The sequence below is a fragment of the Citrobacter sp. TBCP-5362 genome, assembly GCF_005406305.1.
In the GTDB taxonomy this organism is placed as follows: Bacteria; Pseudomonadota; Gammaproteobacteria; order Enterobacterales; family Enterobacteriaceae; genus Citrobacter_B; species Citrobacter_B koseri.
In genome coordinates this window covers 3,379,653-3,395,723 of the sequence record NZ_CP040234.1, presented here as the reverse complement: position 1 = coordinate 3,395,723, position 16,071 = coordinate 3,379,653, and the positions used below count along the sequence as shown (strand labels likewise).

At 54.8% G+C, this 16,071-nt stretch carries 18 protein-coding genes; 9 read left to right on the top strand and 9 right to left on the bottom strand.

The features are described from left to right. The first annotated feature begins 107 nt into the window (after window positions 1-107). Window positions 108-455 (top strand): HNH nuclease YajD, encoded by a 348-nt coding sequence (gene yajD, locus FD428_RS16240; RefSeq protein ID WP_047458501.1) that lies wholly within the window; start codon window positions 108-110, stop codon window positions 453-455. 71 nt (window positions 456-526) lie between these two features. Here the strand turns inward: yajD and FD428_RS16235 are convergent, their stop codons facing one another. Together FD428_RS16235 and FD428_RS16230 are read right to left on the bottom strand one after the other, a co-directional pair. Then, window positions 527-1,381: a nucleoside-specific channel-forming protein Tsx gene (locus FD428_RS16235; protein WP_012133569.1), complete on the bottom strand. Its 855-nt coding sequence runs from the start codon at window positions 1,379-1,381 to the stop codon at window positions 527-529. A gap of 300 nt (window positions 1,382-1,681) precedes the next feature. Then, a complete protein-coding gene (locus tag FD428_RS16230; RefSeq protein ID WP_024130597.1) occupies window positions 1,682-2,221 on the bottom strand; it encodes a DUF3251 domain-containing protein in 540 nt (179 codons plus the stop codon). 152 nt (window positions 2,222-2,373) lie between these two features. Here FD428_RS16230 and nrdR point away from each other — a divergent pair, with 152 nt between their 5' ends. From nrdR to pgpA, 6 genes are all read left to right on the top strand, one after another. Beyond that, window positions 2,374-2,823 (top strand): transcriptional regulator NrdR, encoded by a 450-nt coding sequence (gene nrdR, locus FD428_RS16225; RefSeq protein ID WP_012904816.1) that lies wholly within the window; start codon window positions 2,374-2,376, stop codon window positions 2,821-2,823. 3 nt (window positions 2,824-2,826) lie between these two features. After that, window positions 2,827-3,930 carry a bifunctional diaminohydroxyphosphoribosylaminopyrimidine deaminase/5-amino-6-(5-phosphoribosylamino)uracil reductase RibD gene (gene ribD / locus FD428_RS16220; RefSeq protein ID WP_058668695.1) on the top strand — a complete coding sequence of 368 codons (1,104 nt, stop codon included), beginning with the start codon at window positions 2,827-2,829 and terminating at the stop codon, window positions 3,928-3,930. An 85-nt stretch (window positions 3,931-4,015) separates the two neighbouring features. Further along, entirely contained in the window at window positions 4,016-4,486 is a 471-nt protein-coding gene (gene ribE / locus FD428_RS16215; RefSeq protein ID WP_001021161.1) for a 6,7-dimethyl-8-ribityllumazine synthase, read from the top strand. A 19-nt stretch (window positions 4,487-4,505) separates the two neighbouring features. Continuing rightward, the gene (gene nusB, locus FD428_RS16210; RefSeq protein WP_000801129.1) at window positions 4,506-4,925 is read left to right on the top strand and encodes a transcription antitermination factor NusB; all 420 of its coding nucleotides are present in this window, start codon (window positions 4,506-4,508) and stop codon (window positions 4,923-4,925) included. A gap of 75 nt (window positions 4,926-5,000) precedes the next feature. Continuing rightward, window positions 5,001-5,978: a thiamine-phosphate kinase gene (thiL, locus tag FD428_RS16205; protein WP_114847708.1), complete on the top strand. Its 978-nt coding sequence runs from the start codon at window positions 5,001-5,003 to the stop codon at window positions 5,976-5,978. Further along, window positions 5,956-6,471 carry a phosphatidylglycerophosphatase A gene (gene pgpA / locus FD428_RS16200; protein ID WP_012133564.1) on the top strand — a complete coding sequence of 172 codons (516 nt, stop codon included), beginning with the start codon at window positions 5,956-5,958 and terminating at the stop codon, window positions 6,469-6,471. The genes thiL and pgpA overlap by 23 nt, the downstream gene beginning before the upstream one ends. Before the next feature lie 94 nt (window positions 6,472-6,565). Here the strand turns inward: pgpA and yajO are convergent, their stop codons facing one another. Genes yajO through xseB form a run of 4 tightly spaced genes read right to left on the bottom strand, consistent with a single transcriptional unit; the run spans window position 6,566 to window position 10,634 of the window. Then, window positions 6,566-7,540 (bottom strand): 1-deoxyxylulose-5-phosphate synthase YajO, encoded by a 975-nt coding sequence (gene yajO, locus FD428_RS16195; protein ID WP_024130596.1) that lies wholly within the window; start codon window positions 7,538-7,540, stop codon window positions 6,566-6,568. A 56-nt stretch (window positions 7,541-7,596) separates the two neighbouring features. After that, a complete protein-coding gene (gene dxs / locus FD428_RS16190; RefSeq protein WP_114847709.1) occupies window positions 7,597-9,459 on the bottom strand; it encodes a 1-deoxy-D-xylulose-5-phosphate synthase in 1,863 nt (620 codons plus the stop codon). 32 nt (window positions 9,460-9,491) lie between these two features. Beyond that, entirely contained in the window at window positions 9,492-10,391 is a 900-nt protein-coding gene (gene ispA / locus FD428_RS16185; protein WP_012133561.1) for a (2E,6E)-farnesyl diphosphate synthase, read from the bottom strand. Beyond that, window positions 10,392-10,634 carry an exodeoxyribonuclease VII small subunit gene (xseB, locus tag FD428_RS16180; protein ID WP_012133560.1) on the bottom strand — a complete coding sequence of 81 codons (243 nt, stop codon included), beginning with the start codon at window positions 10,632-10,634 and terminating at the stop codon, window positions 10,392-10,394. Window positions 10,635-10,829: 195 nt separating this feature from the next. Here xseB and thiI point away from each other — a divergent pair, with 195 nt between their 5' ends. Next, window positions 10,830-12,278: a tRNA uracil 4-sulfurtransferase ThiI gene (thiI, locus tag FD428_RS16175; RefSeq protein ID WP_049008398.1), complete on the top strand. Its 1,449-nt coding sequence runs from the start codon at window positions 10,830-10,832 to the stop codon at window positions 12,276-12,278. Window positions 12,279-12,383: 105 nt separating this feature from the next. On the opposite strand, the gene yajL is transcribed toward thiI, so the two are convergent. Beyond that, window positions 12,384-12,974 carry a protein deglycase YajL gene (gene yajL / locus FD428_RS16170; protein WP_012133558.1) on the bottom strand — a complete coding sequence of 197 codons (591 nt, stop codon included), beginning with the start codon at window positions 12,972-12,974 and terminating at the stop codon, window positions 12,384-12,386. Beyond that, complete coding sequence (gene panE, locus FD428_RS16165; protein WP_012133557.1) at window positions 12,937-13,848, bottom strand: 2-dehydropantoate 2-reductase; 912 nt, start codon at window positions 13,846-13,848, stop codon at window positions 12,937-12,939. Before panE ends, yajL begins: the two co-directional genes overlap by 38 nt. A 124-nt stretch (window positions 13,849-13,972) precedes the next feature. On the opposite strand from panE, the gene FD428_RS16160 reads away from it, so the two are divergent. After that, on the top strand, window positions 13,973-14,464 hold the full coding sequence (locus tag FD428_RS16160; RefSeq protein WP_012133556.1) for a YajQ family cyclic di-GMP-binding protein: 492 nt from the start codon (window positions 13,973-13,975) through the stop codon (window positions 14,462-14,464). A gap of 91 nt (window positions 14,465-14,555) precedes the next feature. Here FD428_RS16160 and FD428_RS16155 read toward each other — a convergent pair whose 3' ends face one another. Continuing rightward, window positions 14,556-15,920, bottom strand: coding sequence for an MFS transporter (locus FD428_RS16155; RefSeq protein ID WP_114847710.1), 1,365 nt, complete (start codon window positions 15,918-15,920; stop codon window positions 14,556-14,558). Window positions 15,921-16,071: the final 151 nt, after the last annotated feature.

Here is a 16,071-nt window from a genome sequence, read left to right as displayed (position 1 = left end):
AAAAAAGCCTGCGGTTAAGCGGGCTTCTGCATCCTTCACGGGCAATGGGGTACGCAGAGTGTTAAACTTGCTCATAACCCTACATTCAACGCAGATACAGAGTCACTATGGCGATTATCCCTAAAAACTATACGCGGCTGGAAAACGGCTATCGTGAAAAGGCGCTCAAATTATTTCCGTGGGTATGCGGGCGATGCTCTCGCGAATTTGTTTACTCTAACCTGCGCGAATTAACCGTCCATCATATCGATCACGACCACACCAATAACCCGGAAGACGGCAGTAACTGGGAGTTGCTGTGTCTGTACTGTCACGATCATGAGCATTCGAAATATACCGAAGCCGATCAGTATGGCTCAACCGTTATTGCCGGGGAGGATGCGCAGAAAGATGTCGGCGCTGCGATGCATAACCCTTTCGCTAATCTGAAAGCGATGATGGATCAGAAGAAATAAAAAAGCACCGGCGCGTTGCGCGTTCGGTGCTCTTTCTGTGCCCGGCGTTGTGCTGGCCGGGCGTAAACAGCTTAGAAGTTGTAACCGACAACCAGGTAGCCACCCCAACCGGTAGCTTTAACCGTTTCGGATTGCCATACCGGCTGAGCGCCGTTTTCCCACTGTCCGCCGTTATGGAAGTAACGAGCCACTACAGAGTAGTGCCAGTGATCGTAGTTCAGCGCCAGGATGTGGCTGGATGCGATAGAGTTGCTGGTACGGTACTGAGAGTCTCCCAGATCGGAGCCCCAGTCAAAGTTAGTGAAACCGATGTAGCTCAGGTTGCCGCCCCACAGCTCGGTGAGTGGCACGAAGTATTTCACTTTGAAACGGTAGCCGTCCCACTCGTTTTCGTTATCAGCCAGGTAGTTCTGCCACTGGTACTTCGCATAGACGTTCAGAGACAGGCTCATCGGCAGACCGGTTTCGATGTCAGTACCCAGACCCATGTACCAGGTGCTCTGACGGCCAGACTTGTTACGACCCATGTCATAGATGTAGTTGTTAGCGAAATACCACTCTTTGAACGGGCCAAAGCTCAGGTCGGCTCCGGTCAGTTTGTCGATAGAGAAACGCGGTTCAATTTCCATGAACAGCGGGGAACCGTGGTTCCAGATACCCTTCGCGTTGGTGTTACCGCCGAAGAATACCGGCGCATCCATATAGCCGTAGAAATCGAACCAGTCTTTTTTCGCGAATGCTTCATATTCCAGATAGGTATCGTTACGGAGCTGCGGTCCGAAACGGGTATGGTAGCTGCCTACGACGTTAACGCTCTGGTGCCACCAGTCTGAAAGGTATTGCGGTTTGTCATTTTCTGCTGCGTTAACAGTAAAGGACGATGAGAGCGCCAGCACTGCACCGGCTGCAAGTAATGTTTTTTTCATATTGTATGCCACTGTTTGAAATCCCTTGAAGGGAATGAAAAAGGCGCAATTTGCGTTTCTAAATATTTCGTGTTTCTGCGGAGCCTATTATAGAAATCATTGCTCACAAAAATATGTCTTGTTTCACAGATCTATCATCTACGTAATCGATTGCGTTCACGTTTGCGTACTTTAAGCGCGGCGATTGTACTGACTTTCATGAATGTTGCCAACTTTTAGCAAAAATTGCGGTGATGTCAGGGGAGTAACAAAAAGCCGGGGAGGGATGTTGCGGAACGCACAAAACGCTCCGCCGGAGGTTTATTGATTAACAGGCTGGATATCGTGAACGCGGACAAAACCTAACTGGTCGGGCGTCAATCCGTTTAATTGTAACGGGATGTCCACATCGCTCGGCGCCAGGATGCTGGCCGGGGCGTTAATCAGTTGATTCTGGACATTCACTTCCTGATAGTTATCCGTGGTGCCCTGAATCTGCCCGTATTCGACAGTACCGCTAAACGCCGGTAACGGATCGTTGGACTCACCCTGAATGCGCAGCGTCACGCGTGTGCCGTCGGCATTTGGCGCGATATTCACCAGGGACATACGCAGCGTACCGATCTGACTGTTCAGGCGGGCAGGCGTTTTTGAACCCGGCAGCAGATAGACCCCGCTGGTGGATTTCGCATTCAACATATTTTGCTGAGTAATCTTCACGGTTTCCTGGTTTAACTGCGCCATTTCCGTATTCAGCGTGCTGACGCTTTGGTTCATCTGGCGAACTTCGCTCTGCTGCGCGCAGGCGCTCAGGCTAAAGAGGCTTCCCACCAGGAGAATTCTTAGGTAACGTCTTGTCATGTAGATTATTTCCTTCATGGTCGCGATACCCTAATGGTAGATCGCAAAGGGGCGTAAGGTATCGATCCTTTGTCTCAAAAGTGCTCCGCCTTTGTTGTCGCGCCAGTTCAGGGTAAAATAGATTTCTGTTAACCACCTGGTCAGGACGCCGTATGCATTGCCCATTCTGTTTCGCCGTAGACACTAAGGTTATTGACTCTCGTCTCGTGGGTGAGGGCTCTTCCGTACGCCGCCGTCGGCAGTGTCTGGTCTGTAATGAACGTTTCACTACCTTTGAAGTGGCAGAGCTTGTTATGCCGCGCGTAGTGAAAAGTAACGATGTGCGTGAACCTTTCAACGAAGAGAAGTTGCGCAGCGGTATGCTAAGAGCGCTGGAAAAACGCCCTGTTAGCTCTGATGACGTCGAAATGGCGTTGAATCACATCAAATCACAGCTGCGAGCCACCGGGGAACGCGAAGTTCCCAGCAAAATGATTGGCAACCTGGTGATGGAGCAACTGAAAAAGCTCGATAAAGTGGCTTACATCCGCTTTGCCTCCGTCTATCGGAGTTTCGAAGACATCAAAGAATTCGGCGAAGAGATTGCTCGCCTACAGGATTAAGCCATGCTGGATGAGTTTTACATGGCGCGTGCGCTGAAGCTGGCGCAGCGCGGGCGTTTCACCACGCACCCGAACCCGAATGTAGGCTGTGTGATCGTCAAAGATGGCGAAATCGTTGGCGAAGGCTACCATCATCGCGCGGGTGAACCGCATGCTGAAGTCCATGCGCTGCGTATGGCGGGAGACAAAGCCAAAGGCGCGACCGCGTATGTCACGCTTGAACCGTGCAGCCATCATGGCCGTACGCCGCCGTGCTGCGATGCGTTGATTGCCGCTGGCGTGGCGCGGGTCGTTGCGGCGATGCAGGACCCCAATCCGCAGGTCGCGGGACGTGGGCTGTACCGTTTGCAGCAGGCGGGGATCGACGTCAGCCACGGGCTGATGATGAGCGAAACGGAACAGCTGAACAAAGGTTTCCTCAAGCGGATGCGCACCGGCTTCCCGTATGTGCAGCTCAAGCTCGGCGCATCGCTGGATGGCCGCACGGCGATGGCCAGCGGTGAAAGCCAGTGGATTACCTCCCCGCAGGCGCGGCGCGATGTGCAGCGTTTACGGGCGCAAAGCCACGCGATTCTGACCAGCAGCGCGACGGTGCTGGCCGACGACCCGGCGTTAACGGTTCGGTGGCCTGAACTGGATGCCTCAACCCAGACTCTCTATCCGCAGGAAAACCTGCGTCAGCCGATTCGCATTGTCCTCGATAGCCAAAACCGCGTGACGCCGGAGCACCGTATTGTGCAGCAGCCGGGAGAAACCTGGTTTGCCCGTACACAGGACGATTCCCGCATCTGGCCTGAGACGGTTCGCAGCCTGCGGGTGCCGGAGCATAACGGTCATCTGGATCTGGTGGTGCTGATGATGCTGTTGGGTAAACAGCAGATTAACAGCATCTGGGTGGAGGCCGGGCCGGTGCTTGCGGGCGCGCTGTTGCAGGCGGGCGTGGTGGACGAGCTTATCGTCTATGTTGCGCCTAAACTGTTAGGAAGTGATGCGCGAGGATTATGTGTGCTGCCGGGGCTTGAGAAACTGAGCGAGGCACCCCATTTTAAATTCAACGAGATACGCCATGTAGGCCCGGATGTTTGCCTGCATTTGATTCCCGCGTAAAGGCTTCGAAATAGAGAAGCGGCGCGTCGAGTATTATGATAAAATCCGCCCCCCTGCGGGGCCATATCGAACCCGAAGGAAGAATATGAACATTATTGAAGCTAACGTTGCTACCCCGGACGCTCGCGTCGCCATCACCATTGCGCGTTTCAACAATTTTATCAATGACAGCCTGCTGGAAGGCGCGATTGACGCCCTGAAGCGTATTGGTCAGGTAAAAGATGAAAATATTACCGTGGTTTGGGTTCCTGGCGCGTATGAACTGCCGCTGGCGGCTGGCGCATTGGCAAAAACCGGTAAATATGACGCGGTGATTGCGCTGGGTACAGTGATTCGTGGCGGTACCGCGCACTTTGAATATGTGGCTGGCGGTGCAAGCAACGGCCTGGCGCATGTCGCCCAGGACAGCGAAATCCCGGTAGCCTTTGGTGTTCTGACCACTGAAAGTATTGAACAAGCCATCGAACGTGCTGGCACTAAAGCTGGCAACAAAGGTGCGGAAGCCGCACTGACCGCGCTTGAAATGATTAATGTATTGAAAGCCATCAAGGCCTGATTTTTGTAAGGGGAAATCCGTGAAACCTGCTGCTCGTCGCCGCGCTCGTGAGTGTGCCGTTCAGGCGCTCTACTCCTGGCAGTTGTCCCAGAACGACATCGCTGATGTTGAATACCAGTTCCTGGCGGAACAGGACGTAAAAGATGTCGACGTTCTGTATTTCCGTGAACTGCTGTCCGGGGTGGCGACTAACAGCGCGTACCTGGACGGATTGATGAAACCGTACCTGTCTCGTCTGCTGGAAGAGCTGGGTCAGGTAGAAAAAGCTGTGCTGCGTATTGCGTTGTTTGAACTGTCTAAACGTAGTGATGTGCCATATAAAGTGGCCATCAACGAAGCGATTGAACTGGCGAAGACCTTCGGCGCCGAAGACAGCCACAAGTTCGTCAACGGCGTACTGGACAAAGCAGCACCTGTGATTCGCCCCAACAAAAAGTAATCTCCAGGTCGGCTGGTGGCGGGATGTATTCCCGCTATCTCCGGCCTTTTCTTTTTTTCTGCTGAGGCATAACGTATGGCATGCGGCGAGTTCTCCCTGATTGCCCGTTATTTTGACCGTGTTAGAAGCTCTCGTCTCGACGTCGAAACCGGTATCGGTGACGATTGCGCTCTCCTGAATATTCCTGAAAAACAGACGCTGGCGATCAGTACCGATACGCTGGTGGCGGGCAACCATTTCCTGACTGATATCGATCCTGCCGATCTGGCCTGGAAAGCGCTGGCGGTTAACTTAAGCGATCTGGCGGCGATGGGGGCCGATCCGGCCTGGCTGACGCTGGCCCTGACGTTGCCGGACGTTGACGAAGCGTGGCTGGAAGCGTTTAGCGACAGCCTGTTTGACCTGCTGAATTACTACGATATGCAGCTGATTGGCGGCGACACCACGCGTGGGCCGCTGTCGATGACGCTGGGTATTCATGGCTATGTGCCCGTGGGACGCGCGCTCAAGCGTTCCGGGGCAAAACCTGGCGACAGGATTTACATCACCGGCACGCCGGGGGACAGCGCCGCTGGGCTGGCGATTTTACAGCATCGCTTACAGGTGGCGGATGCGAAAGACGCAGATTACTTGATTAAGCGGCACCTGCGCCCGACGCCGCGTATTTTGCAGGGGCAAGCTCTGCGCGACCTGGCGAATGCGGCGATCGATCTTTCCGATGGCCTGATTTCTGATTTACGGCATATCGTTAACGCCAGCGGCTGTGGCGCGCGGGTGGATGTGGATGCGCTGCGGTATTCTGAGGCGGTTACCCGTCATGTTGATCCCGAGCAGGCGCTGCGCTGGGCGCTTTCGGGCGGTGAAGATTATGAATTATGCTTCACTGTACCGGAGTTGAACCGTGGCGCGCTGGATGTGGCGCTGGGGAATCTTGGCGTACCGTTTACCTGCATCGGACAAATGAGTGCGGATGTGGAAGGCATCAGCTTCATGCGTGACGGAAAGCCTGTCACTTTTGACTGGAAAGGATATGACCATTTTGCCACGCCATAAAGATGTTGCCAAAAGTCGGCTGAGCCTGCGTAACCCGTGGCACTTGCTGGCTACCGGGTTTGGCAGCGGCCTCAGCCCGATTATTCCGGGAACAATGGGGTCGTTAGCGGCGATCCCATTCTGGTATCTGATGACATTTCTGCCTTGGCAGCTCTACTCGCTGGTGGTGATGTTGGGGATCTGTATTGGCGTTTATCTTTGCCACCGAACGGCGAAGGATATGGGCGTTCACGATCACGGCAGTATTGTCTGGGATGAGTTTATCGGGATGTGGATCACCCTGATGGCGCTCCCTACGATGGACTGGCAGTGGGTTGCCGCCGGATTTGTGATTTTCCGTATTCTGGATATGTGGAAACCCTGGCCGATTCGCTGGTTCGACCGTAACGTACACGGCGGAATGGGGATAATGGTTGACGATATCGTCGCAGGGGTTATTTCCGCCGGTCTGCTTTATTTCATTGGGCACCATTGGCCCATCGGGTTGTTTTAAACCTGTAGGCCCGATAAGCGTAGCGCCATCGGGCGTGGTATGGCCGGATGGCGGCATACATGCCTTATCCGGCCTACATGCTCATCGGGCAATATTATTTAAACCCGACCACCGGGTGCTGTTTATATGGCGTTTCCAGCTCGGCAATCTGCTCTGGCTTCAACGTCAAATCCACCGCGCCGAGCAACTCATCCAGCTGTTCTTCCCGCGATGTACCGATAATCGGCGCAGCGATGCCTGGTTTACTCAATAGCCATGCCAGCGCCACCTGCGCACGCGTTGCGCCAAGATCCTCACTGACGCCCGTCAGACGCTCTGCAATCCGTGCGTCATTCTCATCGCTCTCGCTGTACAGCGTCTTGCCGAACTCATCGGATACCGAACGTGCGGTGGTTTCTCCCCACGGGCGCGTCAGTCGTCCTCGTGCCAGCGGGCTCCACGGAATCACCGCGATCCCTTCGTGATAGCACAGTGGCAGCATTTCGCGCTCTTCTTCGCGATAGATGAGATTGTAATGATCCTGCATACTGACAAACTGCGCCCAGCCGTGCTGTTTTTGCAGCGCCAGCGCCTGGGCAAACTGCGCGGCGTGCATGGAGGAGGCGCCGATATAGCGCGCCTTACCGGCCTTCACCACATCATTCAGCGCTTCCAGCGTCTCTTCTATCGGCGTGTTGTAATCCCAGCGGTGAATTTGCAGGATATCCACATAGTCCATACCCAGACGTTTCAGGCTGTCATCAATGGAACGCAGGATTTGCGCGCGGGATAATCCTTCTGGCAGGTCGCCGACGCGATGAAAAACTTTGGTGGCGACCACCACTTCTTCGCGGCGGGCGAAATCACGCAGCGCGCGACCCACAATCTCTTCGCTGCTGCCTGCGGAATAGCTATTGGCGGTATCAAAAAAGTTAATACCGCCTTCAAGCGCGCGCTTAATGATGGGGCGGCTGCTTTCTTCCGGTAGCGTCCAGGCGTGATTGCCGCGATCCGGTTCACCGAACGTCATGCAGCCCAGACAAAGGCGAGAAACCCGTAGATCTGTTTTTCCTAAGGTGTTGTATTGCATTGTTCCGCTCCTGTTATACCCGTTATTGATTAAGCATAGCAGGAGCGAGGAGGGGATTATGCCAGCCAGTCCTTGATTTTGGCCTCAATTCCGGCGGCATCCAGACCGAGTTCCGCGCGAGCCTCGTCCTGTGTACCCTGCGGGATAAAGAAGTCCGGCAGGCCGATATTCAGTACCGGAACGACTTTACGATGCGCCATCAGCACTTCGTTAACGCCGCTGCCCGCGCCGCCCATAATGGCGTTCTCTTCAAGCGTGATCAGCACTTCGTGACGTTCAGCCATCTCCAGAATCAACGTTTCATCCAGCGGCTTCACAAAGCGCATATCGACTAAGGTCGCGTTCAGGGATTCGGCGACTTTTGCCGCTTCCGGCAGTAGCGTACCAAAGTTCAGAATTGCCAGTTTTTCACCCTGACGTTTGACGAGTCCTTTGCCGATCGGCAGTTTTTCCAGCGGCGTCAGTTCCACGCCAACGGCGTTGCCACGCGGATAACGCACTGCCGTTGGGCCATTGTTATAGTGATAGCCGGTGTACAGCATTTGGCGGCACTCGTTTTCATCGCTCGGCGTCATAATGATCATTTCCGGGATGCAGCGCAGGTAAGAAAGATCGAACGCGCCCTGGTGCGTCTGCCCGTCAGCGCCGACGATACCGGCGCGGTCGATAGCAAACATCACCGGCAGTTTTTGGATCGCGACGTCATGCAGCACCTGATCGTAGGCGCGTTGTAGGAAGGTGGAGTAGATCGCCACGATCGGCTTATAACCACCGATTGCCAGACCGGCGGCAAAGGTCACAGCATGCTGCTCGGCAATCGCCACGTCAAAGTAGCGGTCGGGGAATTTACGTGAAAACTCCACCATGCCGGAACCTTCGCGCATTGCCGGGGTGATCGCCATCAGCTTGCTGTCTTTGGCGGCGGTTTCGCACAGCCAGTCGCCAAAGATCTTTGAATAGCTCGGCAGGCCGCCGCTGCTTTTTGGCAGGCAGCCGCTGGACGGATCGAATTTTGGCACCGCGTGGAAGGTGATCGGATCTTTTTCCGCCGGTTCATAGCCACGACCTTTTTTGGTCATGATATGCAGGAACTGCGGGCCTTTCAGATCGCGCATGTTCTTCAGCGTGGTAATCAGCCCCAGCACGTCGTGACCATCGACCGGGCCGATATAGTTAAAGCCCAGCTCTTCAAACAGCGTGCCTGGCACGACCATGCCTTTGATATGTTCTTCGGTACGTTTGAGTAGCTCTTTGATTGGCGGCACGCCGGAGAACACTTTCTTCCCGCCTTCACGCAGGGACGAGTAGAGCTTGCCGGAAAGCAGCTGCGCCAGGTGGTTGTTCAGCGCGCCGACGTTTTCCGAGATCGACATTTCGTTGTCGTTGAGAATGACCAGCATGTCCGGCTTGATATCGCCCGCGTGGTTCATCGCTTCAAACGCCATCCCGGCGGTGATCGCCCCGTCGCCAATGACGCAAACGGTGCGACGGTCTTTGCCTTCTTTTTCTGCGGCGACCGCAATGCCAATGCCTGCGCTAATGGAGGTAGAGGAGTGGCCGACGCTCAGTACGTCGTATTCGCTTTCACCGCGCCACGGGAAGGGGTGCAAACCGCCTTTCTGGCGAATGGTGCCTATTTTATCCCGACGCCCGGTGAGAATTTTGTGCGGATAAGCCTGATGCCCCACGTCCCAGATTAACTGGTCAAACGGGGTGTTATAGACATAGTGCAGCGCCACGGTGAGCTCCACCGTGCCCAGCCCGGAGGCGAAATGTCCGCTGGAACGACTGACGCTGTCGAGTAAATAGCGGCGCAGTTCGTCGCAGAGTTTCGGCAGACTCTCTTTTGGTAGCAGGCGTAACTCCGAAGTGGAGTCGACCAGTGCCAGGGTCGGGTATTTGGCTATATCAAAACTCATCAGAGGCCTATTAAGTAAGACTTGTTGTTTGTTTATTTATCACGCTGGATTATGTAGTCCGCTAGCGCTTCCAGTGCCGAGGTATCGAGTGAGAGGTCTGCCAGCTGCGTTAACGACTGACGGGCGTCTTCGATCAGATCCCGGGCTTTATTCCGGGCTTGCTCAAGGCCCAGAAGTGCAGGGTAGGTACTTTTGCCAAGTTGCTGGTCAGCACCCTGACGTTTACCCAACGTTGCAGTATCGCCCACCACATCCAGAATGTCATCCTGGACCTGGAAGGCAAGGCCGATACTTTCTGCGTACTTATCGAGTATCGGCAAGGCGTTTCGTCCGTTTTCTCCGGCACTTAGCGCGCCAAGACGAACCGCAGCGCGAATCAGCGCGCCCGTTTTATGACGATGGATACGCTCCAGCGCCTCCAGCGGCACCTGTTTCCCTTCGGCAGCAAGATCCAACGCCTGGCCACCGCACATTCCGGCGATGCCGCTGGCGTTCGCCAGTTCAGAAATCATAGCAATGCGGTCGCGGTCGGCCACTTCCGGCATCGGGGCATCGCTAATGATAGAAAACGCCAGCGTTTGCAGGGCATCTCCGGCCAGAATGGCATTCGCTTCGCCAAATTTGACGTGGCAGGTCGGCAGACCGCGACGCAGGTCGTCGTCGTCCATCGCGGGTAAATCGTCATGAATCAACGAATAAGCGTGAATGCACTCAACGGCGGCTGCCGGAGCATCCAGCGTGGACAGGCTTACGCCAAACATCCTGCCCGTTGCGTAAACCAGGAACGGGCGCAGACGTTTACCGCCTAATAATGCGCCATACTGCATGGTTTCGACCACGGGAGTGTTCTGAAAGGGCAGTGGTGCGATAAAACGGCTCAGCGCCTGGTTGGCCTGCTCGACGCAGGCCTGTAGCTGCTGCGAAAAATCCATTTACTCATTATCCGGTGTAAAAGGCTCAGGAGATGCATCTTCATTGTCAGACAGCAGAATCTGCACACGCTGTTCGGCCTGTTGCAACTTTGCCTGCCCCTGACGCGCCAGCTGCACGCCACGTTCAAATTCGTTCAGCGCCTCTTCCAGCGGCAGGTCGCCGCTTTCCAGACGGGTAACAATCTGTTCCAGCTCGCTCAGCGCTGTTTCAAAGCTGGCGGGCGCCTCATTTTTCTTCGGCATAATGAATATCTGACTCTCAATATTTTCAGCTCTGATATGGTAACGGACTCAGAGCAATTATCAAATAACGCGCAATGTGCACAGGACGACCATGATGGTGGTATACTTCCGCGCCTGGATGCAGCTCCATGTATGGGCTGCTGTACTCTTTTCTCCACGACAAGCCTTGATGCTTGCTTAAGAACCATTGCCGCCATGAAGTTTATCATTAAATTGTTCCCGGAAATCACTATCAAAAGCCAATCTGTGCGTTTGCGCTTTATAAAAATTCTGACCGGGAACATCCGTAACGTGTTAAAGCACTACGATGAGACCCTCGCCGTTGTTCGCCACTGGGATAACATTGAAGTTCGCGCCAAAGATGAAAATCAACGCCTGGCGATTCGCGACGCGCTGACCCGTATTCCGGGCATCCACCATATTCTCGAAGTCGAAGATGTGCCGTTCACTGATATGCACGATATCTTTGAGAAAGCGCTGGTGCAGTATCGCGATCGGCTTGAGGGCAAAACCTTCTGTGTGCGCGTTAAACGTCGTGGTAAGCATGAGTTTAGCTCCATTGAGGTGGAACGTTACGTCGGCGGCGGTTTAAATCAGCATATTGAATCGGCGCGCGTGAAGCTGACCAACCCGGATGTGACGGTACATCTGGAAGTGGAAGACGATCGTCTGCTGCTGATTAAAGGCCGTTACGAAGGTATCGGCGGTTTCCCGATCGGCACCCAGGAAGATGTCCTGTCGCTGATCTCCGGCGGTTTTGACTCCGGCGTTTCCAGCTATATGCTGATGCGTCGCGGCTGCCGCGTACACTACTGCTTCTTTAACCTCGGCGGCGCGGCGCATGAAATCGGCGTTCGCCAGGTGGCGCATTACCTGTGGAACCGCTTTGGCAGTTCGCATCGCGTGCGTTTTGTCGCCATCAACTTTGAACCGGTGGTCGGCGAGATCCTCGAAAAAGTCGATGATGGTCAGATGGGCGTGGTGCTGAAGCGCATGATGGTGCGCGCGGCGTCGAAAGTGGCGGAGCGCTACGGCGTCCAGGCGCTGGTGACGGGTGAAGCGCTGGGGCAGGTTTCCAGCCAGACGCTGACTAACCTGCGTCTTATCGACAACGTTTCCGATACGCTGATCCTGCGCCCGCTGATCTCTTACGACAAAGAGCACATCATCAACCTGGCGCGCCAGATTGGTACGGAAGATTTTGCCCGCACGATGCCGGAATACTGCGGCGTTATCTCGAAAAGCCCGACGGTGAAAGCGATCAAGGCGAAGATTGAAGCGGAAGAAGAGCACTTCGACTTTAGCATTCTCGATAAAGTGGTTGAGGAAGCGAGCAATGTCGATATTCGCGAAATCGCCCAACAGACCGGGCAGGACGTGGTGGAAGTGGAAACCGTCAGCGGCTTTGGCCCGAACGACGTGATTCTGGATATTCGCTCCGTTGATGAGCAGGATGACAAACCGCTGAAAATCGAAGGCGTGGATGTGGTTTCTCTGCCGTTCTACAAGCTGAGCACGAAGTTTGGCGATCTCGACCAGAGCAAAACCTGGCTGCTGTGGTGTGAACGCGGCGTGATGAGCCGTTTGCAGGCGCTCTATCTGCGTGAGCAGGGCTTCCAGAATGTGAAGGTGTATCGTCCGTAATTGTTAGCACGATTACAGGCCTGATATGCATCGCGCTATCAGGCGCAACGTATTGCCGGATGACGGCGTAACCGCCTTATCCGGCCTACGCACCGCCATCCGGCGCTATTCGTAGTAATTATAAATTCCCGCCGCCATCACCAGCTGTGACGCCACTTCATGGGCTTTTTCGCGGCCAACCAGCAGATCGATAATTTTCAGTCCGAAGTCAATCGACGTTCCTGGCGCCTGGCTGGTCAGCAGCTTCACGCGCGGGTCCCACACCACACGTTTATCCTGCCACTGTTCGGCGGGAATGTTGTCTTTCAACGCCGGGAATCCGGTCATATTGCCGATGGGAAAGATATCGTGCGGAACGAGAACCGTGGCGGCCGCTGCGCAAATCGCGGCGACAATACGCCCGGAACGGTGGAACTGCTTAACGGTTTCGACCAGCAACGGGCTGTCGCGAAAACACTCCGCCCCCTTAATGCCGCCAGGCAATACAATGATGTCGTAATCGCCGTCGGCCACCTCGACCAGCGGCGCATCCGCCAGCAGTTTTACGCCACGCGAACAGACTATGGTGAGATTTCCGTCGCTGGCGACGCTCGCGGTCGTGACCTGAATACCGCCACGAACCAGCAGATCGATAGTGGTGACCGCTTCGGTCTCTTCACTACCAGGGGCGAGGCATACCAGTGCCGATGCGCTCATACTCACTCTCCTTTCGCTTTACCATTTCAAACAGACGGGCATTTTCCGGGACGGCGATGCCATGCGCGCGGGCGCGTTTTAACAAATAACCCGTAATATAGTCGATCTCGGTATGACGCAGGGCACGCATGTCCTGCAACATAGACGAGATATTTTCTGCCGTACTCTCAATCACTTGATCGACATAATAACGTAAATCATCCGCCGACGTATGGTGTCCTTCGCGCTCGATAACCGCAGCGACCTCCTGACATATCGCCATTACCGCTTCCGGGTGGTGGCGTAATTCGCCGTTGGGGCAGTCCCATAGCGCGGTAAGGGGATTAATCACACAGTTTACCGCCAGTTTGCGCCACATCTCTGCGCGAATGTTGTTGTGCCAGGCGACGTCAGGCAGCACGCCCTGCAAAATATCGGCCAGATAGCTGTAGTCCCCGTCCTGCTCACGCGCCGGGCCAATATGGGTAGTGCCGTTGGCGACATGAATGATGACATTCCCGTCGCGTCTGGCGGCATGCGTCGTGGTACCCATCAGTAACGGCTGCGGGATGTTTTGCAACTCTTCGATTGTGCCCATCCCGTTGTGAATCAGCAGGATCGGCGTGGTTTCAGGCAGAATGGCGACCAGACCTCTTACGGCATCGTAGACCTGCCAGGCTTTCAGCGTGACCAGCAGCAGATCGCTGTTGGCCAGAAAATCAGGATCGTTCGCCGTCAGGGATTCGTTAAATATTGAACCGTCCGTCTCTATCAGATTCACGCTGCAATAGGGTTGCGGTACGCGCAGCCAACCCTGTACTTCATGTCCATGTTTGCACAGCGCTGTAAGCCAAAGTTGCCCTAAGGCTCCGCATCCCAGTACGGTAATTTTCATTGTTCCTCCTCACCTGCAACAGCGCCAGGTGTTATGGCCTAAGTATAGCGCCATCAGCTAAGCTTCTCGTTATGTCTCGTTACGGGTATTATGCTTCGCATCAAAAACGAAGGGAGAGGAAAAGATGCCATCTTTCGATATTGTCTCTGAAGTCGATCTTCAGGAAGCGCGTAACGCAGTAGATAATGCGACTCGCGAAGTCGAATCACGCTTTGATTTTCGTGGCGTTGAGGCCACGTTTGAATTAAACGACGCGAACAAAACCATCAAAGTACTGAGCGAATCGGATTTCCAGGTGAATCAGCTATTGGATATTCTGCGCGCGAAGCTGCTCAAGCGCGGCATTGAAGGCAGTTCGCTGGATGTGCCGGAAGCATTTGTCCACAGCGGTAAAACCTGGTTTGTGGAAGCGAAGCTGAAGCAGGGCATTGAAAGCGCGGTTCAGAAGAAGATCGTGAAGCTGATTAAAGACAGCAAGCTGAAAGTGCAGGCGCAAATTCAGGGGGAAGAGATCCGTGTGACCGGAAAATCCCGTGACGATCTGCAATCCGTCATGGCGCTGGTGCGCGGCGGGGATTTGGGACAGCCGTTCCAGTTCAAAAACTTCCGCGATTAAGTTGTGATGCCTGATGGCGCTGCGCTTATCCGGCCTACGGACAATGCGGTCTTGTAGGCCGGATAAGGCGGTAGCCGCCATCCGGCATTTCTCACGCCAGCCTGATCGCCTGCTCAACCTCAAAACGGTTGGTCACTTTGCTGTCGATCTTCACATAGGCGGAATGCTCTTTCTCTGCGATCAGCACCTCAATCACACCTTCAGTCGCCAGCAGACGCTGTTTCAGCGCGTCATTGGCGGCAATCTCCGGCGGAATTTCCACGCGTAAGCTGCTGACATACGGCGGTTCTTTCATCGTACTTGCTACTGCCAGCCAGACGACGGTCAGCAATGCGCCAGCCAGAAATACCGCCTGACCGTCGAACAGACCATTCACCCAGCCGCCCAGCGAGCCGCCAATCGCGACGCCGAGGAACTGGCTGGTGGAGTAAACGCCCATCGCGGTGCCCTTATAACCGGCTGGAGACTCTTTGCTGATCAGCGAGGGGAGGAGGGCTTCCATCAGGTTAAAAGCGAGGAAGAACAGCTGTACCCCGGCAATTAACCCCCAGAAGTGCACGCCTGCGCCCCACAGCACGACTTCGGCAATCAGTATCAACGCGACGCACAGCAGAAAGACCCGCTTCATCCGGCGTTTGACTTCGGCGTAGATAATGAACGGGACTACGGAGCCAAATGAGATCAGCATTGTGACCAGATAAATCTTCCAGTGTTCGGCGGCGGGGAAACCGGCAGCGGCAAGCTGGCCGGGGAGGGCGACGAAGGTCGACATCAGCAGAATATGCAGACACATGATGCCGAAGTTAAGCTTCAACAGCTTAGGTTCGGCCAGCACTTTGCTGAAACTGCCTTTCACCATGCCGGATTCACGGTTCAATACGTGGGTTGTGCTGTTGGGGACAACCCAAACGGTCAGGGCGATGCCGAGCGCGGCGAGTGCCGCAATCATCCAGAACAGGGCGTTCAGCCCCAGTTTGTGGGTGACGATCGGCCCAAGCACCATCGCAATGGCGAAGGTAATACCAAAACTGACGCCAATAAACGCCATCGCTTTGGTTCGGTTTTGCTCGCGGGTTAAGTCAGACAGCAGCGCCATGACGGCGGCGGCGATTGCGCCAGAACCTTGCAGCGCGCGGCCAAGAATAATCCCCCAGATGGAGTCAGACAGCGCGGCGATCACGCTACCCAGCACGAACACGGCCAGACCGCCGATAATTAACGGCTTACGCCCGACGCGGTCTGAGAGTAACCCGAAGGGGATCTGGAAAACGGCTTGCGCCAGGCCGTAAATACCGATAGCAATGCCGATCAAGGCTTCGCTGGCGCCCTGAAGCGCCATACCATAGGTGGTCAGAACCGGCAGGACCATAAACATGCCAAGCATGCGCAAAGAAAATACAGTCCCTAAACCCCAGGTGGCGCGCAACTCACCCGGCGTCATTTTGTAATCGTTCATTCCCACCTCTGTATAAAATCCGCGACTAGTGTAAAGCGGCGAGGTAACAGGGTAAACCACTACGGTATGTAGAATTGTGTTGAGACTTAAAAGAAATAGTTACTAGTGCAACTAATTTACTTGCGATAATTACAGGCGTAGTCTTTTTGTG